Source organism: Thalassotalea profundi, assembly GCF_014653195.1.
Taxonomy (GTDB): domain Bacteria; phylum Pseudomonadota; class Gammaproteobacteria; order Enterobacterales; family Alteromonadaceae; genus Thalassotalea_B; species Thalassotalea_B profundi.
The window spans coordinates 13994-38167 of the sequence record NZ_BNAH01000015.1 but is presented as its reverse complement, the minus strand read 5'-3'; the positions used below and the strand labels follow the sequence as shown (position 1 = coordinate 38167).

Sequence of the window (24174 nt, the reverse complement as noted above, 5' to 3'; positions counted from 1 at the left end):
GAGCCTTAGCTCCTTTTTTATATTTTTACATTCAAATGTTACTTACTTTTGATGATACGGCTTACTTAAACGACGCACCGCTTCAATAAAGTAACCTGCATGCTCTGGGTTAACATCGGGATGAATACCATGCCCTAAGTTAAACACATGGCCAGTTCCACCCTCTCCAAAGCCAGCTAAAATTTTACTCACTTCCTGTTCAATACGCTCTTTAGGCGCATAAAGCATTGAAGGGTCCATATTCCCTTGTAAGGCAACTTTATCGCCAATGCGGGCTTTTGCATTTTCTATATCTATTGTCCAATCGAGCCCAACGGCATCACAACCTGTGGCGGCAATATCTTCAATCCACATACCGCCATTTTTGGTAAATAAAGTAACAGGAACCGCTCGACCATCAGCATGACGTGTTAAACCATCAACAATTTTCGCCATATATTGTAAAGAAAAATCTTTATAGTCACGAGGAGACAAGACACCACCCCATGTATCAAATACCATGACTGATTGTGCACCAGCTGCAATTTGGGCATTCAAATAAGTAATAACAGAGTCTGCAAGTTTATCTAATAACAAGTGTAATGTTTGCGGATCAGCAAACATCATCTTTTTAATTTTAGTAAATGCTTTTGAGCTACCACCTTCAACCATATAAGTAGCCAAAGTCCACGGACTACCAGAAAAACCAATTAAAGGCACATCACCATTAAGCGCTTTACGAATAGTACGTACAGCATTCATGACATAGCCTAATTCATCTTCAGGATCAGGGATACCAATCTTTTCAACATCGCCTTTTGAGGTAATTGGACGTTGAAATTTTGGTCCTTCCCCTGTTTCAAAATATAAGCCAAGTCCCATAGCATCAGGAATGGTTAAAATATCACTAAATAAAATTGCAGCGTCAAGGGGGAATCTACGTAAAGGCTGTAAGGTTACTTCACAAGCAAATTCTGCATCACGACATAACGACATAAAGTCACCCGCAGTTGCCCGAATCTTTCTATATTCAGGTAAATAACGACCTGCTTGTCTCATCATCCAAACTGGAGTGTAGTCTACAGGTTGACGCATTAATGCGCGTAGGTAAGTGTCGTTTTTCAATTCAGTCATCTATGCCAATCCGATTATTTATGTGCGCGTATTCTACCATTCGAATTTTTTTTGATCTATGTTCTAAATCAAAACATCAACGAGAAATCAGGTTTCTATTCACATAAATGTCATGAATTGCTTTTAGTATCATGTAATTGAAGATTTAACTTATCATAATGTTAATATATTTTACGATTGTACGAAAATAATCGTGGTATAAATGCTCTAATAAAGTTGTTGCATGCTTAATTTTGCTTTGTTATAAAATACCCCGCGCTAGTTAAGAACAACAAGATAACTAATAAGAAGCTAGGTACAGCTAGCCCATACAGCGAGCATTTCAGGCCTTACCTTTTGGTAAGGCTTTTTTATTGCTACAAAGGAAAATCTTTCAACATCTAAAACAATTGTAGTTTTTCAGCTAATACCCACCATCTTTGCATACTACTTATTAATGGCATCTGCGATTGCTCTGTCTCATTCTGTTGAAGTAATTCATAGAGTGCCCCTGAAGCGGTAAAGGTCAATAATCCTTTTTTAGAAAGAGTAAAGCGCTTGAAGTTAGCCTTAATTTCTTCTCGATTATTTTGCTGAGCTTGTTTTAGCAAAAATAATTGTTGATCTGCTATTTGCACTCGACGTTTTTGTTTCTCAACTAAACGTCTCGATAACCATGTCATAATTAGCTCCTGAAATATATAGAACACAAACTCTATACCCTAAAGCTTTAGCCTTAATTAAATTTGATGCTTTTGCGTAAGTCTCTAGAAGTTAATAAAAGATACCAAGCTAGCCCAGCATTAGCGATTAACACGCCTAAGGTGGCCATTAACCAATGAAGGCCTAACGACACTAGACCAACAACACATAACGCTGAAACTGAAAACCACAAACACAATGTCACTATGACAAAAGCAAGCAATGCCATTACACTCATCAATAATGCCCGTAATGCTAAATGAAATTTGGTTTCGAAATTCTGTTTAGTTTGTTGGTACTGGGCGATAAGTAATTCTAGATATTGCTCTAGCGATCCCACTAAAGCAGATAGCGCATCTTCGCTTTGCTTTAGTGAGTGTTTATCCTGATTAAGACGATCTTCAGCGGTAGAAGATGAATGAATGTAATCAGTCTGTTTCATTATTATTTTCTCTTTAATAATGATGTAACTATTGCACCAACAGCGAATGCTATTCCCGCAGTCGCAACAGGGTTTTCAACCGCATATCGTTTAACTTCCGATTGATCCCAGTTACGCTTTAGCTTAGCTTGCTTTTTAGCCAATGTTTTGTTTGATGCATTAGCGGTTTCACGCACATTTTTTTCTGCTTTTGATACGGCTTCACCTAAGCTATCTACTGATGAATGTAAGCTGTCCGTTACTTTTTCGGCAATAGGGGAAGATCCATTGATACTTGCTTTGCCTGTATTACTCGTTGGATTACTATTTGAATTAGCCGATTTACTTGTACTTGAATTAGCCATAAAGCCTCCATTAATAATTGATAAAAATACCCTACCAATGTTGTTGGTAGAATGTATTATTAATGATGCAAAGCTAAGACCAACACAAAAAAAACTAAGTAATCAAATAGTTATAAAAATAGAGAACGGATAGTAAAGTTAGTAATTGCTAATATACGCGAAATATATTCACAGTAGTTGTAAAGCTTACATACGTAAGAGAAGTAAAAGAAAGAAAATAACTGTGCTAGTTGCACAAATTGCGCTCTCTATTAGCAATCATATATTATCTAATAGAGAGCCGATGGTTAATTATAAGCCAGCAATGATTTCACGCAGTTTTTTATCGAGCTCTTTATTTATTAGGCATTTAGACTCAACATCAAAATTGTCATAGAAGTTGGGCACAGACAAACTGCCTTTTAGCTCAGCAGCAAAGAACGGTGCCGACGTAATTGCAGTTGTTAGTACACTATTAGCACCACTAGGTCCAGGCGATGTCGCTAAATACACCACTTTCTTATGTTGAAACACTTGTTGATTTATACGCGACATCCAATCAAATAAATTCTTATATGCGGCAGTATAAGTACCATTATGCTCGGCAAAGGACACTATAATGACATCCGCATCACCAATTTTTTGAAAAAAATCTTTTGCTAACTCAGGTTGACCTAATTCAGCCTCTCTATCTTGACTATAAATGGGGAGTTCATAATCATGAATATTCACCATATCCACAGAAGCATTCGTGACTAATGATGCTGCATAGCTTACAAGTTGCTTATTAATTGATTGTGAATTGTTAGTGGCTGCAAAAGCTAATACTTTCATTATTGATACTCTTTGTTATATCTATTGATTGTGAAACTTTAACCTGTTTATCAGTAGGAATAAACTCGCAAAAGTGAAAATCATTATTTCCATTTTAAGAACAATATAACTAAAAAAACGAATTAAAATCTCATTAATTGAAATATTAATTTTATATATTAAGGCGCTGTTTTTACCGGACGAAATGAAACAGTATTTCCTTGACCTGTTAGCACTTGAGCACTAATCCCTCCGTCAGCCGAAATCTCTAATAAACCAATGCCACTTTCATTAAATAGAGTACTCCGTGAGCTAACATAAGTTTCAGATTTGTTTTCAAGCACAGGTAAACTCACTCGAACTTTCATACGTCTGCGCTTAGTAAACCAATTTAAAGGAGAATAAGTCGCATATAAATATCGATTTAGTCGTTCAAACCAAATCAAAAGCTTTGCTGGAAACTGATTTTTTATACCACTACAAGTGATCTGATAAATTTTTGAGCTACTACGTCTGAATCTATGAGTGATTTCATAAACAAAAGAGTAATGAACATCACCAGATAAAATAATAAAATTGGGAGGCGTTTTTTGATGACGAAAAATATTTAAAATAACGTTAGCTGTGCCTTTATGCGCCATCCAATTTTCAGCATCAACCATAAGCGGCTTCCCTAAAAAAATAAATATACGTTGTATGGCTTCAATGAGCTTTACGCCATAAATAGGCGCAGGCGATACTAAAATAACATTAGTTTCACCAATCAGTTCTTGTTGTAACTCTGTTAATGCTTCCCAATCCATTAGTCCCGAAGGTTTACCTGCCCGACTCTCAGAACGCCAACGACGCGTACGAGTATCAAGTACAATCACCTTAGGAAATGTTGCTAAGCTGTAATGCCATTGTTGCCATTCTAGGAGAATATTAATAAGTCCATCTTGTTCTTGATAGCCCTGTTCAGAAAAATGCTCTGCAACCTCTTTTTCAATATGACTAAAGTTATCAGGTGCATTTCCCCAGCCTTGACAAAAATAATAACCAATTAAAGCATTTCCAATGATTCGTTTTGAAAATGGATGGTTATAAGCCGCCTCTTCCCAACCTCGTGTTAGATTCCAATCATCAGTTACATCATGATCATCAAATATCATGTAAACAGGTAAATGTGCTAAAGCACGTCTTATCGGTGTTAACCCTTGACTAAAGTTTTCGATCTGTTGCTGCTCTTTTTGATAAAGAGCTTGATGGCTAGGAGCAATAGCTTGGTTGTCCAAGTTAATAATGGTCCATAATTCCGGGGACCAAACCAACATATACATAGCAAACACTTCTGCTAAGGTCACTAAATGATTTTTAGCATTAACCGATGTAAATATTGGTTTTTTACTTGCTGCAAAAAATTTCTCATAAACCGCTTTATTAGCCACTTCAAATGGTAGTAATAAATCTCGCTGATAATAACAATATTCACTTTGAAGAAGCGCTTGGCTGTTATTAGCTAATGCTCCCTGCCATGATTCATCATAAAGCCCTAATATTGCAACCACCTGATGAATGGCAACTAGCATAGGTCCAGCAACATCATCGGCATATATTTGATCGCCTGATAGTAATAACATAGCCGGACGTTTATCAGGGGTCTTTAAATGTTTATCTATATACCTATCCACTTGTATTAAACCATCATTACTCTCACAATGTGGTTTTCTACAAGAGCCATGCATTAAAGAGCTAATATCTGTTGATATTACAAAACTTGGTAGTGCTTGATTTTGGTAGCAAATATTAGAAATAAGCTCTGTAAGAGCATGACGTTGATCTTCATTTTTAAATATAAAGTTATAAAAAAGCGTTTGCCCGCAGGGAAGTTTCTGTTCACTCTTTATATTAATTAAATTAATAAAAGCATGTTCACCTATTTGAATTTGCTGTAGATGATCACTGGTTAATACAAGGTCAATGAGAGGCTCAGCTTCTACCGCTGTTGATAATGTAAACTCCAATGTAAAAGGTTCACTCGTCACAAACCAATAGGTCAACTGATGACAATCAACATGCCTGATCATTGGGCCAGCAATCACCGCAGGTAGCTGATTTTTCAAACTTACGTCCTAAAGAAAAACAATAATAAACAAACTAATAATGTATCCCTTCAAGGTCATCATGATCAAGGACTAAAAAATAGCTTTTATCTAAAAATACCGTTATCTTCTGACTTTATTTATATTTCTGTACTATTTCGCATCCAATTTTGGAATTTTATTATGTACACTAAAATCCTATTATCTCTTATATTGGGATTGTTTTTATTAACACCGTTTTCTAGCTACGCTTTAGGAAAGTTAGGCCACCAGCTTGTTTGTCAGCTAAGTTATGATTTACTCGATGACGCTAAACAGCATAGACTTGATAACTTACTTTTAAATTTAACACCTGCAACAACCAAATTAATAAACGCTTACAATTACCAAAAGGAAAATAGTCCCATTAACTTCGCTAAAGCATGTACATGGGCAGATGCTATAAAGCGAGATAAGACTTTTGATAGTTACAAACCTTGGCATTATGTCAACGTCGAGCGCAACCAAGATAGCGTAGAGCCTAATGATTGCAAAAAAGACTGCTTAACCTCTGCGATTATTTATCACTCAGAGCTACTGTCTGTAAGTAAAAAAGAACAAGATAAAGTACAAGCACTCATGTTTTTAGGTCATTGGCTGGGAGACATTCACCAACCACTGCATGTAAGTTTTGCCAGTGATCTAGGTGGCAATAAAGTTGACGTTATACCTAGACATGGTCAGTGTAAAAATTTACATTGGTATTGGGATCAATGTCTTCTGTATGTAGAAGAATTACCCAAAAACACCACTCCATTTCAATTATTATACTCACAGCTAACCACTCAAATGGACAAAGTTAACACTCCTTTGTGGCAAGAAATGCAAGTGTATAACTGGGCAAATGAGTCTATTAAGTTAGTGCGTTCAGAAGGTTTTGGTTATTGTAAAAACAATAAAGAAACATGTTTACCATTAAGAGGCGGGAAAATTGAAGTAACTTCAGCTTATCACCAAAAGTATCACAAAATATTACAAGAAAGAATTGTATTAGCAGCACATAGGCTTACGAGTATATTAATCCAAGTACTGTAACATCAAATACATTAGTTTAGGCAGCTAGGTCCTAGAACCTAGCGCCCTAGAACCTAAAAACCTAGATTCTATCTACTTATCGCCTACTTCTTCCGGTGCTTCAGGTTGTTGTATTTCTAACAATTCAACTTCAAACTGTAAAACTGAATTACCTGGAATTTGAGGCGGACGACCATTAGGGCCATAAGCTAACTCAGAAGGGATTGTAAATTTAAATTTAGAGCCTACCGACATTAACTGCACACCTTCAGTCCAACCGGCAATTACACGATTTAACGGGAATACTGCTGGCTCGCCACGGTCAACTGAACTATCAAACTGTTCACCATTGATTAATGTGCCCACATAATGAACTTTTACTGTGTCTGTAGCTACAGGTTTTGCGCCACTTCCTTCAGTAATTACTTGGTATTGAATACCTGATTCAGTTACCTGAACCCCTTCTAACTTCGCATTCTCTTCTAGGAAAGCTTGTCCTTCTGCTAAACTTGCTTCAGAAGCTAATTTTGCATGTTCTTGCTGTTTAGCTTTCATTGTTTGTTCTAAATTAACGAGCAACGTCTGAATTTCTTCTTTCTCGATAGCCGCTTTATCCGCTAAGGTGTCAACAAAACCACGAACAATAAGGTCTTGATCTAACGTTAACCCCATTTTCTCTTGTTCTTCAAGATTACGCGTCATGTACATACCAATAGAAGCACCTAAGCTATATGCTTGTTTCTGAACTTCAGTATCTAATACAGGGGCTTTTTCTTCTTGCTTAGTTTCTTGACAGCCAATTACAGATACAAGTGCAAGTGCTACTAGCGTGGGTTTAAACAATTTCATTTACTTCTCCGTCAATACAAGCCGCACTTATGTGTTTTACGACCTAAAAATATGTGTAATATTAAACATTACATGAAAAACCACTTATACTAACGATAAATGACTAGAGAAAAAAGCCTAAATCTATTGGAATTTTGTAAGCGATTTTATCGTCACAGTATTTGTTTAACTTTCATTCTCTTTTTAAGTGCTTGTCAGCCTATTTCAAAAGAGCCTATTCAACGTTGGCAGCATTCCGTTGAAGGAGCTTATGCAGCTGCTTTATCTAATGATGGTAAATATAGTGTGGTCTCTTCTATAGAAAATGGTATTAACTTATGGGGCATTGAAGAGAATTCTATTATATATAATTGGTCGCAACAGCAAGACGATGCCGACAACTTAGTATTAGCCCTTGATATTGCTAATAATAATAGTCATGTATTAACCGCCAGTCGCACAGAGTTTTCTATTTGGAATATGGAAACAGGTGAGTCAGAAGGTTTTTGGCAGATTAGTGATACTACTGTTCGTGATATTGCCATTGCAAATAATGCAAGCTCAATCCTTATTGGACAAAGTAACGGCGTTGTTTTACATGTTTCCCCTAATAGCGGTCGAAGATTAGAATTTCTAGGCCATCAAGAAAAAGTTAATTCAGTTGACCTTCTCCCAAATGGACGTATTGCTATTTCCGGCGGTAACGACTTTGTCGCTTATATTTGGGATACTCAAACAGGACAAGTTGTTTATCGTTTCAACCACCCAAGCCGTGTTACTTATGTGGCCCTTGATCCTAAAGGTCGTTTTGCCTTTACCGCTGACAGTAAAAAATCCGCTAATATTTGGGATTTAAAAACAGGAGAACTGATCAGTCAGCTGCAATACAATAACCGCCAAGAGGTTTATAGTGCGGTGCAGTTTTCTGATGACGGGTTATTTTTAGCAACAGGTGCGCCTTCACGTAAGGTGAGTATTTGGGATTTACGCACAGGCAAACGCTTAAATAGTTGGCGAGTTACCGCAAGAGAAGATACTCGGCCTGCCGGGGCTGTTGTGTACAGCATCGCTTTTAGAGATAATAGCCATATATTAACTGAATCTTCATCGGGATACGCTGAATTATGGCCGATAAGCCAATAGCATTAAATATTGAAACGTTAGCACAAAGCATAGAGTTACTAGAATCAAGAAATGCTTTTCAAGACGATATAATAGAGCAACTCAATCAAGAGATAACACTGCATCAAGTAGCTATTGCTCAATTAAAAGAGCAGATGCAAGCTTTAGCAAGAAGAGTGAAAGAGTCACCATCGTCTTCACAAGTCGCCGATATTTCTGACGATACGCCTCCACCACATTATTAATATTTAAGGTTTAAATACCCCGATAACTTGTTCTTGCGAGCGAACCTCTTTTTCAACATGCGCTTCAGGCTGTGTCATTTGTTCACCGCAACTTATACAAGTTACTGTCTCAACATTGTTTTCTTTCGTCAACGCCATAGTATCCATTGCTTTACATTTAGGACAAATGGCACCCGCTATAAATCGTTTTTTCATTATTTTATCGATAAAATAGGATTGTTAATACATTTTACCTTGAAAGACACTAGTAGGAAAAGCGACAATAACCACGATTTAACTATCGCAAAGGAATTTTAATGATCACCGCCACTGAATTAAGTTTAGACCGAGGAGTTAAAAACTTAATTAAATCATCAAGTTTTACTATACATCCAAACCATAAAGTTGGTTTAGTGGGTGCCAATGGTTGTGGCAAATCATCATTATTTGCTGCGCTGCTTGGGCAATTACAACCCGATGCAGGCGAGTTAACTATGCCAAGCAGTTGGAAAGTAGCCACCGTTAAGCAAGAAACTCCTGCATTAGATATATCTGCACTCGATTATGTTATTGATGGTGACAAAGAATTTCGCCAATTAGAACAAGAATTAGTTATAGCAAGAGCTAACGACAATGGTAACGAAGAAGCCATAATTCTAAATAAAATAGATACTATTCACGGCTACAGCTTACCCGCACGGGCTGGCGAGTTATTACACGGTTTAGGCTTTTTGCAAGAGCAATTGAACCAACCAGTAAAAGATTTTTCCGGTGGTTGGCGCATGCGCTTAAATTTAGCTCAAGCATTAATCAGTCGTGCTGATTTAATGTTACTTGATGAACCGACTAACCATCTAGATTTGGATGCTGTTATTTGGTTACAACGCTGGCTAAAACGCTATACAGGTACTTTAGTATTAATTTCTCATGATCGTGATTTTCTTGATGATGTTATCGAACAAATATTACATATAGAACAACAACAAGCTAAATTATATTCAGGTAATTATTCATCGTTTGAACGTCAACGTGCTGAACAATTAGCTCAACAAGATGCTCAATTTCAAAAACAACAAAAAGAAGTCGCTCATCTAACGGCTTTTGTTGATCGCTTTAGAGCAAAAGCAAGTAAAGCCAAGCAAGCACAAAGTCGCCTTAAGCGACTACAAAAATTACCTGACCTCGCACCTGCTCATGTTGATAGCCAATTTACCTTTCAATTTGAACAACCAGAGCATATGCCCTACCCTTTGCTTTCACTTGATAAGGTAGATTGCGGTTACGGTCAAGACAACAAAATATTATCCAATGCCAATATTACTTTAGTACCAGGCAGTAGAATTGGTTTACTTGGGAGAAATGGTGCAGGTAAATCAACCTTGATCAAGTCATTAGCCGGCGATATTAATTTACTAAGTGGTGAACGTTATTGTGCTCAAGAGTTAAAAATTGGCTACTTTTCACAACATCAATTAGAGCAATTACACCTAGGCTCTAGCGCTGTTGAACAAATAATAAGAGCAAAACCTAGTTATGGTGAATTACAAGCCCGTAACTTTTTAGGGCGATTCGGCTTTAGTGGCGATCAAGCATTATCAGTCATTAATACAATGTCTGGTGGAGAAAAAGCACGTTTAGTTTTAGCCTTAATCGTATTAGAAAAACCACAATTATTATTACTTGATGAACCAACCAACCATTTAGACCTTGAAATGCGCCAAGCGCTTGTACTCGCATTACAAGAGTTTTCCGGCGCAATAATATTAATTGCTCATGATAGATATTTGCTCGAATCTTGTGTTGATGAATTCTATCTTGTTGCCAATGGTAAAGTAATTGAATTTGATGGCGATATTGACGACTATCAGCAATGGCTCAATGATGATAAAAAAATTGTAGTAAAAGCCAATAAAGCCGACACCACCGTAGCTACTGTTGATAAAAAGCAGTTACGCCAACAGCAGGCTAATTTACGCCAACAAACCGCACCACTGAGAAAGAAGGCTAATCAGCTTGAACAGCAAATAAGCCAATGGCAAGAGCAGCTTACACTTGTTGAAGAACAACTTGCTGAAACTGAAATATATCAAGCTGAGCATAAAGCTAAATTAGCTGATTGCATGCAAAAACAAATAAAATTAAAGCAAGATATTGAAGAGGTTGAAATGCAATGGTTAGCACTTGAAGAAGAAATAGAAGAACAAATTGAAAAAATTAAAGCACAAAGCTAGGTGAATATTTGAATGCCTTGCTACACTTAAACACAGGATGAGATGCCAATAATGACAGGAAATATCATGAAGAAATTAACTTTAGCTGCCCTAGCCCTTACAGTTACAACAAGTTTCAATGTTTTTGCCTTTACTGGTGATTATGAACTTGGCGTTTTCCAACTTAATCGTGGCGAATTTAAAGCAGCAATTGAAGAATTTACTCCTTTACTTGCCGAAGAATACGCCCCTGCTCAATACCAAATGGCATTAATTTACCTTAATGGCCATGGTGTTAAGAAAGACGAACAAAAAGCGCTTGAGTTAATCATGAAAGCTGCTGATCAAAACTATCCGGACGCACTATTTAATCTTTCAGTCATATACTCTGAAGGAAGATTGGTTAAAAAAGACCTAAAAAAAGCGTTCGAATATATGCAAAAAGCTGCTAATAAGAATTTACCCAGTGCTCAATTTAATTTAGGTGTGATGTTCGCTAATGGTGAAGGAACGCCAAAAGACCCAACTCGAGCTGCCCGCTGGTACGAGAAAGCCGCAAGACAAAATTATGTATTTGCACAATTTAACTTAGCATTGATGTATTTCGAAGGTAAAGGCGTACGTTTAAGTCTACAAGAGTCCTACATTTGGAATATTATCGCAGCTAAGAGTGGTTATGAGCCCGCAATAAAAAGCAAAGCGATGGATGAGCGTAATTTAGGCTTAAAAGACATACAAATAGCACGCGAAATTGCCGAAAAAAGATATAAACAAATCCTCGAGCAAGTTGACTCACGTACAAAAATGCTGTCAAAAAGTGTTTTATAAACGTTAAAGCTATTGATCTCGATCATAACTATAGTAATTCACTTTGGTTAAAATGATATGGCTCCTAAGTATGGAGCCATATTTTTAATTAAGGATTTGTTATGAACTTTTTCGACATGCTTTTAAATGACCCCGTAGTGTTCATTTCTTTTGGTGGCCTTACCGTGCTTTTAGGTATTTGTGCTTATTATGTTTATTATTTTATTAAACACATTGAAGAAGACACAAAATAATTAAGAATATTCCGCTCAACCTATTTAAATAAATTAATTTTTAAATAATAAAAGTGTTGAATAACAATTAGCTGCTAAGCAAGAGCAACAATAGCATGCTTTTAACATAGTTATTAAAAGACTTTCTGCTAAAATTAAGCTTTACACCAAGTGGGTTTTCGCACGGGTTAGCTAGGAGCAAAATTATGGCTATTTCTGTTAATCACAATACATCGGTATTAAATGCACTTCATCAGCATACTAATCAACGTAATGAAAGTGATGAAAAATTAGCATCCGGTAAAAAAATCAATAAGGCCGCTGACGATGCAGCTGGCTTGCAGATATCAAATAGATTAACTGCACAAATTAATGAAGCTGAACAACGCGCAATAAACAGCCAAGATAATGTCAACCTTAATACAGTTAAGGAAGGCGGCTTGTCTGCGATAAATGAAAGTTTACAACGAGCTAATGAACTAGCAATACAATCGGGTAATCCTCTGACAGATAAAACGGCCATACAATCAGAGCTTACTCAATTAACTGAGCAAGTTAATACTTTAGCTGAAAGCGTCTTAGGCAACGCTAACTTTTTAGCTTCACTCGATGCTAATGACCCAAGTAGTACGCAAGATGCGTTAGCTAATGCACTCACTGAAGTAAATCAAGTAACCACAGAGTTAGGAGCCAACAGCAACGTATTAACCAATCAGGTAAATACTTACCAAGCGACAACTGTTAATGTAAGTGCCTCTCGTTCACGTATACAGGATACTGATTATGCGAGCAGCTCAGCCACACTACAGCAAAATCAAACCCTTATTCAATCGGCAATTATTAGTCAAAAAGATGAAGAAGCTCGCAAAGGCTTATTAATTAATAATCTGGTTTAAACTTATAGACATCTTTAGATATTAATAGCAAATATTAGGGGAGATAATCGATTACGGTTATACTACCCCCTACATTTGCTATTAAGAATAACATGTTAACATCGAGTACTTTTACACCTGCATGGTGGTTATCTAACCCTCATTTACAAACTATTGCTGCAAAATGGTTTCGTCGTAATGAAAAAATCAATACTTTTCGAGAGATACTACAATTACCTGATCATGATTCACTTGAATTAGCATGGACAGAAATACCTAATAAACAAGAAAAGAAACCGATTATTATTCTTCTTCATGGTTTAGAAGGCTCAGTTGACAGTCATTACGCAAAAGGCATGCTCCAAGCACTAAAAAATCAAGGATGGATCGGTGTTTTAATGCATTTCCGTGGTTGTGGGCAACACCCTAATAAGTTGGGGCGCTCTTATCATAGTGGTGATATTGAGGATGTCACTTATCTAGCCTCCTTAATTGAAACTCGATACCCTGCTAGTAAGAAAGCAATCATTGGTTTTTCACTCGGCGGTAATGTTCTCGCCAATTATCTAGCTAAAACAGTTAACCATAATATCAGCGCTGGGGTAATGATATGTGCGCCTTTTGATTTAGCAAGTTGCAGCAAGCGCATTAATAAAGGGCTTTCAAAAATTTATCAAAAATACTTAATTAATATGCTAAAAAATAGTGCTCGCACTAAAATACATCAGAACAAAGTTCAGCATATTAATCAAACACAGCTAAAAAATATTACTACCATGTGGGATTTTGACAACCAATATACCGCACCATTAAATGGTTTTGTTGATGCCCAAGATTATTATCATCAAGCAAGCGGCAAGCCTCTTTTAAACAAAATTAATACGCCCTGTTTAGTGCTTCATGCACAAGACGACCCATTTTTATGCCATAACAGCACTATTGAACAGCTTGATCTTAATGATAATGTTCACTTTGAAGTCAGTCAAAAAGGTGGGCACGTAGGCTTTATTTCAGGCAATAATCCATTAAACCCAATGTACTGGTTAGAACATCGAGTACCACAGTATTTAACGAGATATTTATGATAATTCCTTATCAATCACTCAATAGCGACACACTTAATGCCGTTATTGAAAGCTTTATTTTAAGAGAAGGTACTGATTACGGCATAGAAGAATATACCCTTGCAGATAAAATTCAACAGGTTGTGGAGCAATTAAAATCTGGGGAAGTGGTGCTGGTTTATTCAGAATTACACGAAACCGTTAATATACTGCCAAAAGATCAATTTACTTAAAGAGCGCAGAGCAAAGAACAGGGCAATAAATACCCCGTTCTATCATGGTTATAAGCGATATTCACCTGCCCGTTCTGGCTGATAAATTACTTCAATAATTTCAACGGTTAATAAGCCGCCACCAGGCTTAGGCCATTGAATTGTGTCACCTTCACTTAACCCAAGTAAAGCACTACCTACGGGAGCAAGAATAGAAACAATCTCATTGTTTTCATGTTTTTCTTGTGGGTAAACCAAAGTTAATGAAAACTCTTTACCAGAGCTAACTTCTTTAAACTTGACGGTTGAGTTCATCGTTACAATATTTGATGGAATTTCTTCTGGAGCAACAATATCTGCTCGATCTAACTCTGTTAGCAATTCATCCTTACCTGGAAACTGATTATTACCTAAAGAATCAAGCAAGTTATCAAGTCGCTCAGCATCTAACGATGAAATAATTATTTTAGGTTTTTGATCCATTTTATCTACCTCTAAAAAATTGCATAACGCTAATAATAAACTTGATCATTGGTAATTATTAGCGAGTGGTTTGCCATATTAAATCTTATTAAAAATTAAAGATTAATAAACAAATAAGGCTTATTTACTAAGCTTTAAAACTAAATCGATTACTTAATATTAACAGTGGAATATAGTTTGGTAGTAACACTCAACTAAGGGGTAATTTTCCATACTTTGTCTGAAGCATCTAAGTATTCAGATAAAGCGGCTGAACCGTACCAGTTATATAATGCTGGCACTAAGTAATTAGCTTTAATTGCAGGGTCTGTTTCGAGTAATTTCTTGGCTTCGTTAATTGTTTTAACATTTAAAATAAAAAGCCCGCGATAATCATCGGCATTTTTACCAAAAGGCCCGGCAACAATCAACTTATCTTCTTTTACTAATCTTTTGATATTAGCAAGGTGTCCCGAAAAAGCTTCATTTCTTAATTCACTATCTTGGCTAACATTGCTACCCGACTTGAGAATAACAAAAATAAAACGTTTCATGCCATATTCATCAGCACCAAGCCTCTCAGCTAAATCTTGATCATAACGAGGGTTTATTTCTTGAGCATTAACACTGAATATTGCAGTGATTAAGCACACTAACACAAACATCTTATTAATAAATTTCATACATTCGTACTCGAGTAACTTTTAGTCGAAATTAACGACGTGCTTGATGTGGAATTATCACCCGCTTCCATGGAATATCACTTGCTCCTAACGAAACAAAGTCTGGGTTTAGTACACTTTCTCGCTGATTATATGATAATGGTAAAAATTCACTATCAATAATAGAGCCACCTGCTTGCTCTAATATACACTGACTAGCGCCAGTATCCCATTCTCCCGTAGGACCAATACGTAGATAGCAATCCGCACTACCCTCTGCAATTAAACAATTCTTAAGAGAACAACTGCCTAAAGCAATGTATTCAAAATCAAACGACTTATCAAGATACTTGTCCATTAAGCTCAATTCTTGCCGTCTGCTAACTGCCACTTTAATTTTTCTCTTTCCATTATAAGGTGCCACATAAATTTGGTGACAACCCTCTTTATCTTCTTTAAAGGCACCTAAGCCCTTTCTAGCATAGTAAGTAAGTTGATGATCCGGTGCATGAATAACACCTATTGCTGGCCAACCATCTTCAATTAAGGCTATATTTACAGCAAAGTCACCACTACCTTTCATAAATTCGCCCGTACCATCAATAGGATCTAACAACCAATACCTTTGCCATTGTTCTCGCTCTTTCAAGGGTAAGGGGCCAACTTCTTCAGAAATAATAGGAATATCAGGTGTTAACCTTTTTAGCTCCGCCATTATAATATCATTAGAAGCAATATCAGCACTGGTAACAGGACTATTATCTTCTTTTATTTCAGAGGTATAGTCGCCTCTTTGATAATGCAAAAAAACCTCTTTTCCTGCTTTCTTGCTTGTAGATAATGCAATATCCAATAATTGTGCTAAGTTCATTTGTTACCCCTTAATTGGTCAAGTACCAGTAAGAGCGCAGTAATACTGCGTGCTTCTTTAAAATCATCTCTAGCTAACAATGTTAGATAATCATCAATCTTCCATGGCACAACGTCTAATGGCTCAGGTTCATCACCTACAAGCTTTTCAGGGTATAAATCTTTTGCCAGGTAGATATTCATATTTCCCGAGAAAAATGTTGGTGCCATAGCAACCGATTTAAGTAATGTTAATGAATTGCAACCATAGCCTATTTCTTCTTTTAGTTCTCGATTCGCGGCAATATTTGCCTCTTCACCTTGATCAATTAAGCCTTTTGGAAAACCTAATTCATAACTATGAGTGCCGGCACAGTATTCTCTTATGAGTAAAACAGTGTCCCCGTCAAGCATAGGAACAACCATAACTGAGCCTCGCCCTGAACCTTCCATGCGCTCATAAACACGCTCAACTCCATTACTAAAAGTAAGTTCAAGTTGTTCTATGCGAAACAGTTGACTGCGTGCAACCGTAGTGCGTTTTCGGATCTGAGGTAATGCCGTAGTTTTTGCCATATATGAAACTTGTCTACCTGTTAAAGATTAGGTTCGGTATACTCCCTATCATAAGCCGTTTCACTAGGAAAAATCTATGCTTGATTGGTCAAAAATAACAACTGTTTTATTAGATATGGATGGCACAATATTAGATTTACATTTTGATAATCATTTTTGGTTGCAACATTTACCAAAACGCTACAGTGAAATCGCGAATATTAGCCTAGAAGAAGCTAAAGAAAAGCTCATTAGCCACTATAAGCGGGTAGAGGGTACTATATCTTGGTACTGTTTGGATTATTGGGCTGAACAAACCCAGTTACCTATAACCCAATTAAAACGTGAAGTTCAGCACTTAATTAAATTACGTGACGATGCTCACGATTTTTTAGTCGCACTTAGAGACTCAGGAAGAGAGATCATTTTAGTCACTAATGCACACCCTGATAGCCTATCATTAAAGATTGAGCGTACCCAATTACACCAATACTTTGATCAACTCTATTCAACGCATGAGTTCGGTGCTACCAAAGAATCCCAATTATTATGGCAACGTTTGCAAGCTAGACAACCGTTTTCAAATGAACATACGCTGTTTGTAGATGATAGTATTAATATATTAGATTCAGCGAAGAAATTTGGTATTGCACATTTACTTGCTGTGGCAAACCCTGATAGCAAACAAGAAGCAAAAACTATTATTGAGTACCCTTCTATTACTAATTTTAGTGATTTACTTGCTGATATTGCTAAACACTAAAACATAAGACGATAACGCCCTTCTCTATCTTGCCGCCCTAAAAATGGTAATACTTGCTCAATGGCTTTCGGAAGGTTTTGGTGAGGTGTTAAATAACCATTACCTGAAATAGCGCCATTAGTGCCAATCTCAGCTGTAAACGTAACCCCTAGATCGTTGTTTTTATCTAAAACAACTAATCCTTTACCTTCTTCGCAGGTTAATTTAGCACTTAATGTACCTAAAGGAACAAGTTCAGATAAAGCAATAATCGCGGCGTTATCCCACTTTACATTTCCTGATAATTGTTGACAAACTGGTTGCCCCAGTACGAATTCATCGATAGTAACAGATACAATGTTCTTTGCCTGTGCGGGAATAGGTAAGGGTAATTGTTGTGCAATTTCGTTTGCACTTATTTCAAGTTGTAAGTCAGTAATAGCTAAGTCAGATAAGACACCAGATACACGTACCTTTCCTTCTGGACCTGCATACAATGCGCCACCAAACTCAATATCAACCGTTGGATTAAACGCGATAAGTGATAACCAGTTAACATGAACATTTACATTATTGATAACTGTTCTCTCAACCAATAAACTATCTATTTTACTATGCCATATAGTCCCAGATACTGGGCCTACTTGTATGTTTTTGGGTAATTTAACTTTATTTACTACAAAATTTGCAGGTAAGAATGCGATTAAAAACACCATATAAACACTTACAAAAGCAGCACTCACTGCCAACCACTTCTTCATTAATTATTTCCTAACTGTAGGCGACGAACGCGTACTTCTCCGTTAATATCAGTTGCATCTAAATCAATATTTTTAATAATTAATCCGTGCTGTTGAGAGAGTTGTTCCAGCCATTGTAAGAGCACATTGAAGGCAATATTATCTATCCATATTTGCAAATCACTTCCTTGAGGCTGGATACGTGTAATAAATATTCCACTTTGATTCGCGGCTTGATTAACGATACTTGACAGACTTGCATTTCTATTAGGACGTTTAACATTACCGCTATTGGCTTGATATCGAGAAGTTTCTTGTTGCACCCATGCTAATAACTCTGTTTGATGTGCAACTCTTTTTTCAGTGTTCTCAATATTGTTGTTTAATGGTTGCCACACCAAGCTATAAAACAAGAAGATCAAAACAACACCGCCTAATGCACCAATTAAACGCTGTTCTCGGGTATTTAAGCCTAACCACCAAGCTTTCATAAACGCCCCCCTTGCGTGTTTGCGACAATACTAAAAGAGCCAGACACTTTATCACCTTGATTATTTTGTGCTCCTAAAGAAACCGCAAACTGCTGCTTCTCTAGCTGTTGTTTAAATTGCTCAAATTGCTGATAACCATTTGCTGACGCTTGTAAGCGCAACTCTTTTCTTTTGCTATCAAACTTTATGGAGCTCGGCTTAAGGTCTTTAACCATTGCAAAGGCGGGTTCAATATTCGCTAACATAACTAAAAAGCTATCGCTTTGATCACCGGCACCAATTTCTGACATTTTACCTTTTAGTTGTGACTTCACCGTCGTAACACTTACACGTTTAGTTTTCGGAAAAGTGTTTTTATAAGTGTTAATAATTTCTTGTTCAATTAATTGTTGTTTATCTGCTAATTGCCATAAATGAACCCCTTTATATGTTAAGTTCATTATGAAGGCGATACCCATAATTGCCGCAGCTATCTGCCAAGTTCTTAAGGCTGGAGAGCGTTTTTCTTTTACCTGAAACTGACCTTGTAATAAATTAAAATTAAGGCCTTTACTGCCTTTTGCTAATAACGCTAATGGCAATTCCTCAGGCATACTCTCTAAGGTTAGTTGTTCGCTGGTACCCGACAAAGGCGAGTAGTGCTGTAAAATAGGTAAACCGTCTTCTTTATGTGCAGTTATAAAATTATTGGCTAAATTATCACTGACCAATGGCCAAATAGCAGTATCAACTACTTGAGCTTGCCATTGCGATTGTTTAATTAATATTTGCTCGCCCAACGCTACTGCTTGCCAAGTATTGTCTACCACAGGCAAAGCTAGGACATCAGGTAGCATTGTTTTACAGCGGATTCCTGCTTCATTTAGCCAAGATAACCACCGCTCCATTTGTACTTGTTCAACGACAGCAACAAAGCAATTACTCGTGTTAGCATCGTTTTTGATGTTGGCATAAGCAAAAAATAAGTGATCCACATCCTGGGCTAATTCATCTTCTAGCATATAAGGTACAGCTAGCTTAATTGCTCTTTGAGATTTAGCTGGCACATGTAACTGTTTTATCGCTATATCGCATCCAGGCACAAATACCACAACTTTACGTTGAAGTGATTTTTCCGTTAAATGCTCAAGCGCCAAAGCGCCAGATAGTTCACCACTGGCGATAATTTCTTGTTCAGTATCAGAATATACAAGCCAATGAATGCGTTCATTACTTGTACTACCTAATCTTATATATAAAGTTTCCGCCATTTTAGTCACGTCCTATCATGCGGCTAATTACTGTTATTTGGCTATTGTTGACTACTTTGAGTAGCGAGTTCATTGCAAAATAACTATTATTAAAATTCGCTGATGCCTTTAGTTTAAAGTATTCACTATCAACAACAAACTGCTCTTTTAACTCTTCTTGAATATTTAACTTACTCACTTGCGGGGAATTAAAAAAATCATCCTTGTTTTCATAACCCTCTTCTTGCCTTGAACTGAGCAATTCTTCTGCATCCACCGGTGAAATATTAAGTAATGCCTCTAATAATTCAAATCGTTCAGCCGATAATGTATTAATATTTATTTGATGTAGGTCGCTATTAGGTATTACACAAACAAAGGGTTTAATCGCGTGAATAATCGGTAGAGTAAAATGCTCAATCACTCTTAACTCATTAACACTTGCTAAATAATTATTCGCTGATAAATAAGGATGTTCTTTACCTGCGTAATCATTGTCTTCAGCCCCCCCAACATTTGAAATATTACTGTCACTGTCCAACCAATCCGTTAGCGCATCCGCCAATCGCTCCGCTTCGAATGTAGATGAACCAATATCTTCAATGTTTAATGACAGCAATAACCGTTCAAATACCTCGCGTGCTACAGTTTTTTTATTAGGTGCAGCGCTTGGGTCTGCTTCTTTTTTTAACGCATTTAAATTAAAACATGCTTGTTGATCTGTGATTTCACCAGTAATACTGCCAAAGTCAACAGGGTAACTATTCTCTCCTTGCGCCCAAATTTGCTGTAAATGCGTCATATTAGGTTCATCTTTAAAAGCTGTAAGCAATACTCGTTTTGCAAATGCTTCAGCCCCCATTGCATACCAATAAGCTTGTTGGTTAAACGCAATGTTTGTTGTTCTTTGCGTTTGTAACTGTATTCTTGCGAGCATTTGTGTCGCAATAATTGCCGCTAATGCAACTAGCAACATAACAGTAATTAGAGCGACTCCTCGGGATTTGATATTAACCACCCACCGCCTCCGCTTGTTGATTATCCCCTGCAACTAAAAACTTTCGGGTTAAAATACCTAAATCTTCAGTTTCTAAAATAATTTTAATCGCTAAAGGTAGTCGTGCATCTTCTATTTCTTTTTGCCATTTTTTTTGATAGAAGAACTCAAATGAAATTCGTTCAACCTTCTCAATAAGAGGCCGTATTTTAGCTTCTTCACCCACAACACTATCAACAAAATTAAAATGTAATCGCTGTAATTGCTTTTCTTCAAGACGATAGGCAACTGATTGCATATCACTACGAGGAATTAATAACCCTGGGTTTGTCCAACCATAGCGTGTAAAGGCCAGTGCATTATTATTAGAGGAATAACCATCAAAACTAGCGAATAAAAAGTTTTCACTTGGTGCTTCCCCCTCAATACGCATGCCCCGATGTGCTATCTGTAATATATCACGCTCTATAATCATCCATGCTCGCTGAACTTCATTTAAACGTTCCATTTGCTTACGTGAGACGGCTTCGCTTTTCAATACACCATCAAATAAGCTAAAGCTTGCTAAACTAATTAAGGCAAATATAGCAACAGACACTAGTACTTCTAAAAGTGTAAAACCTGCTGACTTATGATGCTGTATATAACGCATTAGCGTGACTCATTATTTGATAAGTAAGTCATCAAACTGGTCAGGGCAAGTTCATCATCTTCATTAAATCTTACTTCAACAACAACAGCTCGCATATTGTTGTCAGTGGTTTTGATCACCTTTTGCGTCCAAAACCAAGTATGATTTGCTAATTCAACCTGCCCTTTTTGATTGTTTTTAGGTGGCCAAGTGCTATCTAAGTTTGCTTCGACTAATTGGTCTGATGCAACCCAATCTGCATAAGTTTTCTTCTCTAAAATAGTGAGGTTATTCATATGGGTATCGGCAGTGCTTAATAGTGCAATACCAGCTATTGAAAAGATCGACATGGCCAAAAGTACTTCAATTAAAGTGAAACCTAGTAACCGCTTGCTAACTTGTGGAAATTGAACGTTCAATAGATTACTTCTGTTCATCATAAAGTCCATCTATAATGGGGCCTTTAATTGTCAATGGCGTAGTATATTCTCCAATAACTTCATAAATAATTTCTTCTTCTACTCTTGCCAATTTATGCCAGCCAAAGGTCATTTTAAAAGGAGTAATATCCCCCCCAGACAATATATAAACTTGAGGAATTATTGGCTTTTCTTCATCATTCTCTAATGTAAAATCATCGTCATCTTCAGGCTCAAAAAGCTCCCGGCTGATTAAAGCAGATTCATCAGTGGGTAAGTCATCAAATGTTATAGCGAGGGTCATATATTCTGGCAATTGATAATGACTAAGAGACTCTAAGTCGCTAAGCTCAACCCATTGAGTACCATCGTAACCAACAAAAGAATAGCCACTTTCATGCACTACCAAACCTAATTCAACATTATTAAGTAATCCATACTGAGCAGCTAGATCGAAAACGCCCGCGAAGCGGACACTTTCTTGTTGTAGTTCAGATTCAGGTTTATTGCTGTTAAAGCTAAATTGAACCGCAGCAACCATTAAGCCAACAACCACGATCACGACTAACACTTCAATTAAGGTAAAACCTTTATTTTTATGTGAATTTAAGCTGTTACTAGCCATGATCAATGCCTAAATGCCTGCTTTATTGATAATCACCCAAATTCCAATTACCTATATCATCGTCTGTATCTGGTAATCCATCAGGTCCTAACGAAAATACATCCATTTTTCCATGTTCACCTGGATTCAATAATTGATAATCATTACCCCATGGGTCTTTAGGTAAACGTTTGATATAACCACCTTCAGGAAAACGACGGGGTAATGGCTCTACATCAGTTTCTACAACTAATGCTTCTAAACCTTGCTCTGTAGTCGGGTAATTATAATTTTGAGAACGATACATTCCTAAAGCTGTTTCCAATGCACCAATATCAATCACCGCTTTTTGTTCACGAGCTTGATCTTGACTTCCCATTAAATTAGGTACAACCATACTGGCTAAAATACCTAAAATTACAATGACAACCATTATTTCGAGCAAGGTAAAACCTTGTTGTTTTTTATTAGATTTACTTTGTATCATATTAACTTCCTATCATCGTATTTAGCTGTAATATTGGCTGTAGAATGGCCATCACAATAAACAGTACCACGCCCGCCATACTGACCATAATGGCTGGCTCTAATGCCTTAAGTGAAATATTCATTATGGCTTCAAATTCTCGATCTTGATTATCTGCTGCACGTCCGAGCATATGTTCTAACTGACCACTTTTTTCACCACTGGCAATCATGTGTAACATCATCGGTGGGAAAAGCTTAGTTTGCTCTAATGAAACACGTAAACTAGAACCCTCTCTGACTTTATCTGCAGACTCTTTAACTTTCGCTTTTATATGGAGATTATTAAGCACTTCACCGGAAATTTTCATACTCTCAAGTAAAGGTACAGCACTTGCTGTCAATATGCTTAAGGTGCGGGCAAACCGTGCGGTATTCAAGCCTTTAGCTACTTTACCAATCAGTGGCAACCTTAGAAGTCGCTGATGAAAAGCGAGTTTAAAAGATGGTTTCTGTAACATACGTTTAAAAGCAATCACGATTAAACAAAGGCAAATAAAAATATAAAGCCCATAGTTTTGCAAAAAATCACTGCTCGCAATTAAGAACTGTGTGCTTTGCGGTAAATTAGCTCCCATATGTTCAAACTGACCAACAATTTGCGGCACAACTTTAGTAAGTAAAATAACAATGACGCCTATGGCAACTACCGTCATAATTATTGGATATACAAGTGCTTGAATAATTTGGGAACGCAATTGCTGTCTTTGCTCAGTATAATCAGCTAAACGGTTGAGTACTTTTTCTAAGTGCCCTGACTTTTCGCCTGCCGCCACCATAGCACGAAACAGATCACTAAATACTTGCGGATATTCCGCCATACTTTCAGACAAACCGTAACCTTCAGTTACTTTAGTACGAACCGCCATAATCATACTTTTTAAACTGTTTTTGTCACACTGTTCAGCAACTGCAAGTAACGACTCTTCAAGTGGTAAGCCAGACTCTACTAAAGTGGCTAATTGGCGAGTAATAAGAGCAAGTTCAGTAGCCGATACTTTATTTTTACTACCAAAGCGTATTCTTGATGAGTTTTGTTTAGACTTTTGTAAACTAGGAGTAACTTCGGTTGGAATTAAACCCTGCTCTCTAAGCATAGAACGGACTTGCCTTGGCGTATCCCCTTCAATAACCCCTTTTTTATTTTTTCCTCGGTTATCAACCGCTTGATAATCAAATGCCGCCAT

Annotated in this window: 31 protein-coding genes; 10 read left to right on the top strand and 21 right to left on the bottom strand. The window is 37.0% G+C overall.

From position 1 onward, the window contains the following. Positions 1-42: 42 nt before the first annotated feature. The 6 genes from hemE to IE155_RS15935 form a co-directional block, all read right to left on the bottom strand. Positions 43-1113, bottom strand: a complete 1071-nt coding sequence (hemE, locus tag IE155_RS15960) for a uroporphyrinogen decarboxylase (protein WP_189379252.1) — start codon at positions 1111-1113, stop codon at positions 43-45. 380 nt (positions 1114-1493) lie between these two features. Continuing rightward, entirely contained in the window at positions 1494-1775 is a 282-nt protein-coding gene (locus IE155_RS15955) for a hypothetical protein (protein ID WP_189379251.1), read from the bottom strand. 53 nt (positions 1776-1828) lie between these two features. Further along, positions 1829-2236, bottom strand: coding sequence for a hypothetical protein (locus IE155_RS15950; RefSeq protein WP_189379250.1), 408 nt, complete (start codon positions 2234-2236; stop codon positions 1829-1831). A gap of 2 nt (positions 2237-2238) precedes the next feature. Beyond that, a complete protein-coding gene (locus IE155_RS15945) occupies positions 2239-2580 on the bottom strand; it encodes a DUF883 C-terminal domain-containing protein (protein ID WP_229817393.1) in 342 nt (113 codons plus the stop codon). 291 nt (positions 2581-2871) lie between these two features. Beyond that, positions 2872-3393, bottom strand: coding sequence for an NADPH-dependent FMN reductase (locus IE155_RS15940; protein ID WP_189379249.1), 522 nt, complete (start codon positions 3391-3393; stop codon positions 2872-2874). 158 nt (positions 3394-3551) lie between these two features. Further along, positions 3552-5474 (bottom strand): metallophosphoesterase family protein, encoded by a 1923-nt coding sequence (locus tag IE155_RS15935; protein WP_229817391.1) that lies wholly within the window; start codon positions 5472-5474, stop codon positions 3552-3554. A 162-nt stretch (positions 5475-5636) separates the two neighbouring features. On the opposite strand from IE155_RS15935, the gene IE155_RS15930 reads away from it, so the two are divergent. Then, a complete protein-coding gene (locus IE155_RS15930; protein ID WP_189379248.1) occupies positions 5637-6527 on the top strand; it encodes a S1/P1 nuclease in 891 nt (296 codons plus the stop codon). A 72-nt stretch (positions 6528-6599) separates the two neighbouring features. On the opposite strand, the gene IE155_RS15925 is transcribed toward IE155_RS15930, so the two are convergent. After that, positions 6600-7355, bottom strand: coding sequence for an FKBP-type peptidyl-prolyl cis-trans isomerase (locus tag IE155_RS15925; RefSeq protein ID WP_189379247.1), 756 nt, complete (start codon positions 7353-7355; stop codon positions 6600-6602). 126 nt (positions 7356-7481) lie between these two features. Here IE155_RS15925 and IE155_RS15920 point away from each other — a divergent pair, with 126 nt between their 5' ends. Then, positions 7482-8477 carry a WD40 repeat domain-containing protein gene (locus tag IE155_RS15920; protein WP_229817389.1) on the top strand — a complete coding sequence of 332 codons (996 nt, stop codon included), beginning with the start codon at positions 7482-7484 and terminating at the stop codon, positions 8475-8477. Continuing rightward, positions 8459-8701 (top strand): SlyX family protein, encoded by a 243-nt coding sequence (locus tag IE155_RS15915; RefSeq protein WP_189379245.1) that lies wholly within the window; start codon positions 8459-8461, stop codon positions 8699-8701. The genes IE155_RS15920 and IE155_RS15915 overlap by 19 nt, the downstream gene beginning before the upstream one ends. 3 nt (positions 8702-8704) lie before the next feature. On the opposite strand, the gene IE155_RS15910 is transcribed toward IE155_RS15915, so the two are convergent. Further along, positions 8705-8896: a YheV family putative zinc ribbon protein gene (locus tag IE155_RS15910; protein WP_189379244.1), complete on the bottom strand. Its 192-nt coding sequence runs from the start codon at positions 8894-8896 to the stop codon at positions 8705-8707. Between the two features lie 101 nt (positions 8897-8997). On the opposite strand from IE155_RS15910, the gene IE155_RS15905 reads away from it, so the two are divergent. From IE155_RS15905 to IE155_RS15885, 6 genes are all read left to right on the top strand, one after another. Then, positions 8998-10911, top strand: coding sequence for an ATP-binding cassette domain-containing protein (locus IE155_RS15905; protein ID WP_189379243.1), 1914 nt, complete (start codon positions 8998-9000; stop codon positions 10909-10911). Positions 10912-10977: 66 nt separating this feature from the next. After that, entirely contained in the window at positions 10978-11718 is a 741-nt protein-coding gene (locus IE155_RS15900) for a tetratricopeptide repeat protein (RefSeq protein WP_189379242.1), read from the top strand. A gap of 101 nt (positions 11719-11819) precedes the next feature. Beyond that, complete coding sequence (locus IE155_RS18030) at positions 11820-11951, top strand: DUF3149 domain-containing protein (RefSeq protein ID WP_229817388.1); 132 nt, start codon at positions 11820-11822, stop codon at positions 11949-11951. A gap of 185 nt (positions 11952-12136) precedes the next feature. Beyond that, a complete protein-coding gene (locus IE155_RS15895; protein WP_189379241.1) occupies positions 12137-12826 on the top strand; it encodes a flagellin in 690 nt (229 codons plus the stop codon). A 92-nt stretch (positions 12827-12918) separates the two neighbouring features. Further along, positions 12919-13890, top strand: a complete 972-nt coding sequence (locus IE155_RS15890; RefSeq protein WP_189379240.1) for a hydrolase — start codon at positions 12919-12921, stop codon at positions 13888-13890. Further along, the gene (locus tag IE155_RS15885; protein ID WP_189379239.1) at positions 13887-14102 is read left to right on the top strand and encodes a YheU family protein; all 216 of its coding nucleotides are present in this window, start codon (positions 13887-13889) and stop codon (positions 14100-14102) included. The genes IE155_RS15890 and IE155_RS15885 overlap by 4 nt, the downstream gene beginning before the upstream one ends. 48 nt (positions 14103-14150) lie before the next feature. Here IE155_RS15885 and rnk read toward each other — a convergent pair whose 3' ends face one another. The 4 genes from rnk to nudE form a co-directional block, all read right to left on the bottom strand. After that, a complete protein-coding gene (rnk, locus tag IE155_RS15880) occupies positions 14151-14564 on the bottom strand; it encodes a nucleoside diphosphate kinase regulator (RefSeq protein ID WP_189379238.1) in 414 nt (137 codons plus the stop codon). A 194-nt stretch (positions 14565-14758) separates the two neighbouring features. After that, entirely contained in the window at positions 14759-15226 is a 468-nt protein-coding gene (locus IE155_RS15875; protein ID WP_229817386.1) for a YciI family protein, read from the bottom strand. Between the two features lie 31 nt (positions 15227-15257). Next, the gene (cysQ, locus tag IE155_RS15870) at positions 15258-16076 is read right to left on the bottom strand and encodes a 3'(2'),5'-bisphosphate nucleotidase CysQ (protein WP_189379237.1); all 819 of its coding nucleotides are present in this window, start codon (positions 16074-16076) and stop codon (positions 15258-15260) included. Then, a complete protein-coding gene (gene nudE, locus IE155_RS15865) occupies positions 16073-16630 on the bottom strand; it encodes an ADP compounds hydrolase NudE (RefSeq protein ID WP_189379236.1) in 558 nt (185 codons plus the stop codon). The genes cysQ and nudE overlap by 4 nt, the downstream gene beginning before the upstream one ends. Positions 16631-16706: 76 nt before the next feature. Between nudE and yrfG the strand changes: the two genes are divergently transcribed. Beyond that, a complete protein-coding gene (yrfG, locus tag IE155_RS15860; protein ID WP_189379235.1) occupies positions 16707-17372 on the top strand; it encodes a GMP/IMP nucleotidase in 666 nt (221 codons plus the stop codon). On the opposite strand, the gene IE155_RS15855 is transcribed toward yrfG, so the two are convergent. From IE155_RS15855 to gspF, 9 genes are read right to left on the bottom strand one after another with little or no spacing between them, the layout of a single operon-like run. Beyond that, positions 17369-18112, bottom strand: coding sequence for a type II secretion system protein N (locus tag IE155_RS15855; RefSeq protein ID WP_189379234.1), 744 nt, complete (start codon positions 18110-18112; stop codon positions 17369-17371). The genes yrfG and IE155_RS15855 overlap by 4 nt on opposite strands. Next, positions 18112-18582 carry a type II secretion system protein M gene (locus tag IE155_RS15850; protein ID WP_189379233.1) on the bottom strand — a complete coding sequence of 157 codons (471 nt, stop codon included), beginning with the start codon at positions 18580-18582 and terminating at the stop codon, positions 18112-18114. The genes IE155_RS15855 and IE155_RS15850 overlap by 1 nt, the downstream gene beginning before the upstream one ends. After that, positions 18579-19832 (bottom strand): type II secretion system protein GspL, encoded by a 1254-nt coding sequence (gene gspL / locus IE155_RS15845; RefSeq protein ID WP_189379232.1) that lies wholly within the window; start codon positions 19830-19832, stop codon positions 18579-18581. The genes IE155_RS15850 and gspL overlap by 4 nt, the downstream gene beginning before the upstream one ends. Position 19833: 1 nt before the next feature. After that, positions 19834-20829, bottom strand: coding sequence for a type II secretion system minor pseudopilin GspK (gspK, locus tag IE155_RS15840; protein WP_229817383.1), 996 nt, complete (start codon positions 20827-20829; stop codon positions 19834-19836). After that, a complete protein-coding gene (gspJ, locus tag IE155_RS15835; protein WP_189379231.1) occupies positions 20822-21460 on the bottom strand; it encodes a type II secretion system minor pseudopilin GspJ in 639 nt (212 codons plus the stop codon). Before gspJ ends, gspK begins: the two co-directional genes overlap by 8 nt. Beyond that, positions 21460-21879, bottom strand: a complete 420-nt coding sequence (gspI, locus tag IE155_RS15830; protein ID WP_189379230.1) for a type II secretion system minor pseudopilin GspI — start codon at positions 21877-21879, stop codon at positions 21460-21462. The genes gspJ and gspI overlap by 1 nt, the downstream gene beginning before the upstream one ends. Next, entirely contained in the window at positions 21863-22483 is a 621-nt protein-coding gene (gspH, locus tag IE155_RS15825; RefSeq protein ID WP_189379229.1) for a type II secretion system minor pseudopilin GspH, read from the bottom strand. The genes gspI and gspH overlap by 17 nt, the downstream gene beginning before the upstream one ends. Positions 22484-22505: 22 nt before the next feature. Beyond that, positions 22506-22949, bottom strand: coding sequence for a type II secretion system major pseudopilin GspG (gspG, locus tag IE155_RS15820; protein ID WP_189379228.1), 444 nt, complete (start codon positions 22947-22949; stop codon positions 22506-22508). A 1-nt stretch (position 22950) separates the two neighbouring features. After that, the gene (gene gspF / locus IE155_RS15815) at positions 22951-24174 is read right to left on the bottom strand and encodes a type II secretion system inner membrane protein GspF (RefSeq protein ID WP_189379227.1); all 1224 of its coding nucleotides are present in this window, start codon (positions 24172-24174) and stop codon (positions 22951-22953) included.

Excerpts from the sequence above, each read along its gene's own strand:
- nudE (WP_189379236.1), bottom strand. The coding sequence starts at position 16,630 with ATGGCAAAAACTACGGCATTACCTCAGATCCGAAAACGCACTACGGTT.
- IE155_RS15950 (WP_189379250.1), bottom strand. The coding sequence starts at position 2,236 with ATGAAACAGACTGATTACATTCATTCATCTTCTACCGCTGAAGATCGT.
- rnk (WP_189379238.1), bottom strand. The coding sequence starts at position 14,564 with ATGGATCAAAAACCTAAAATAATTATTTCATCGTTAGATGCTGAGCGA.
- IE155_RS18030 (WP_229817388.1), top strand. The coding sequence starts at position 11,820 with ATGAACTTTTTCGACATGCTTTTAAATGACCCCGTAGTGTTCATTTCT.
- cysQ (WP_189379237.1), bottom strand. The coding sequence starts at position 16,076 with ATGAACTTAGCACAATTATTGGATATTGCATTATCTACAAGCAAGAAA.
- IE155_RS15915 (WP_189379245.1), top strand. The coding sequence starts at position 8,459 with ATGGCCGATAAGCCAATAGCATTAAATATTGAAACGTTAGCACAAAGC.
- IE155_RS15940 (WP_189379249.1), bottom strand. The coding sequence starts at position 3,393 with ATGAAAGTATTAGCTTTTGCAGCCACTAACAATTCACAATCAATTAAT.
- IE155_RS15930 (WP_189379248.1), top strand. The coding sequence starts at position 5,637 with ATGTACACTAAAATCCTATTATCTCTTATATTGGGATTGTTTTTATTA.
- IE155_RS15910 (WP_189379244.1), bottom strand. The coding sequence starts at position 8,896 with ATGAAAAAACGATTTATAGCGGGTGCCATTTGTCCTAAATGTAAAGCA.
- IE155_RS15955 (WP_189379251.1), bottom strand. The coding sequence starts at position 1,775 with ATGACATGGTTATCGAGACGTTTAGTTGAGAAACAAAAACGTCGAGTG.
- IE155_RS15890 (WP_189379240.1), top strand. The coding sequence starts at position 12,919 with ATGTTAACATCGAGTACTTTTACACCTGCATGGTGGTTATCTAACCCT.
- gspH (WP_189379229.1), bottom strand. The coding sequence starts at position 22,483 with ATGGCTAGTAACAGCTTAAATTCACATAAAAATAAAGGTTTTACCTTA.
- gspI (WP_189379230.1), bottom strand. The coding sequence starts at position 21,879 with ATGATGAACAGAAGTAATCTATTGAACGTTCAATTTCCACAAGTTAGC.
- yrfG (WP_189379235.1), top strand. The coding sequence starts at position 16,707 with ATGCTTGATTGGTCAAAAATAACAACTGTTTTATTAGATATGGATGGC.
- IE155_RS15885 (WP_189379239.1), top strand. The coding sequence starts at position 13,887 with ATGATAATTCCTTATCAATCACTCAATAGCGACACACTTAATGCCGTT.
- gspG (WP_189379228.1), bottom strand. The coding sequence starts at position 22,949 with ATGATACAAAGTAAATCTAATAAAAAACAACAAGGTTTTACCTTGCTC.
- IE155_RS15945 (WP_229817393.1), bottom strand. The coding sequence starts at position 2,580 with ATGGCTAATTCAAGTACAAGTAAATCGGCTAATTCAAATAGTAATCCA.
- hemE (WP_189379252.1), bottom strand. The coding sequence starts at position 1,113 with ATGACTGAATTGAAAAACGACACTTACCTACGCGCATTAATGCGTCAA.
- gspJ (WP_189379231.1), bottom strand. The coding sequence starts at position 21,460 with ATGCGTTATATACAGCATCATAAGTCAGCAGGTTTTACACTTTTAGAA.
- IE155_RS15900 (WP_189379242.1), top strand. The coding sequence starts at position 10,978 with ATGAAGAAATTAACTTTAGCTGCCCTAGCCCTTACAGTTACAACAAGT.
- IE155_RS15925 (WP_189379247.1), bottom strand. The coding sequence starts at position 7,355 with ATGAAATTGTTTAAACCCACGCTAGTAGCACTTGCACTTGTATCTGTA.
- IE155_RS15905 (WP_189379243.1), top strand. The coding sequence starts at position 8,998 with ATGATCACCGCCACTGAATTAAGTTTAGACCGAGGAGTTAAAAACTTA.
- IE155_RS15850 (WP_189379233.1), bottom strand. The coding sequence starts at position 18,582 with ATGAAAGCTTGGTGGTTAGGCTTAAATACCCGAGAACAGCGTTTAATT.
- IE155_RS15855 (WP_189379234.1), bottom strand. The coding sequence starts at position 18,112 with ATGAAGAAGTGGTTGGCAGTGAGTGCTGCTTTTGTAAGTGTTTATATG.
- gspF (WP_189379227.1), bottom strand. The coding sequence starts at position 24,174 with ATGGCGGCATTTGATTATCAAGCGGTTGATAACCGAGGAAAAAATAAA.
- gspL (WP_189379232.1), bottom strand. The coding sequence starts at position 19,832 with ATGGCGGAAACTTTATATATAAGATTAGGTAGTACAAGTAATGAACGC.
- IE155_RS15875 (WP_229817386.1), bottom strand. The coding sequence starts at position 15,226 with ATGAAATTTATTAATAAGATGTTTGTGTTAGTGTGCTTAATCACTGCA.
- IE155_RS15895 (WP_189379241.1), top strand. The coding sequence starts at position 12,137 with ATGGCTATTTCTGTTAATCACAATACATCGGTATTAAATGCACTTCAT.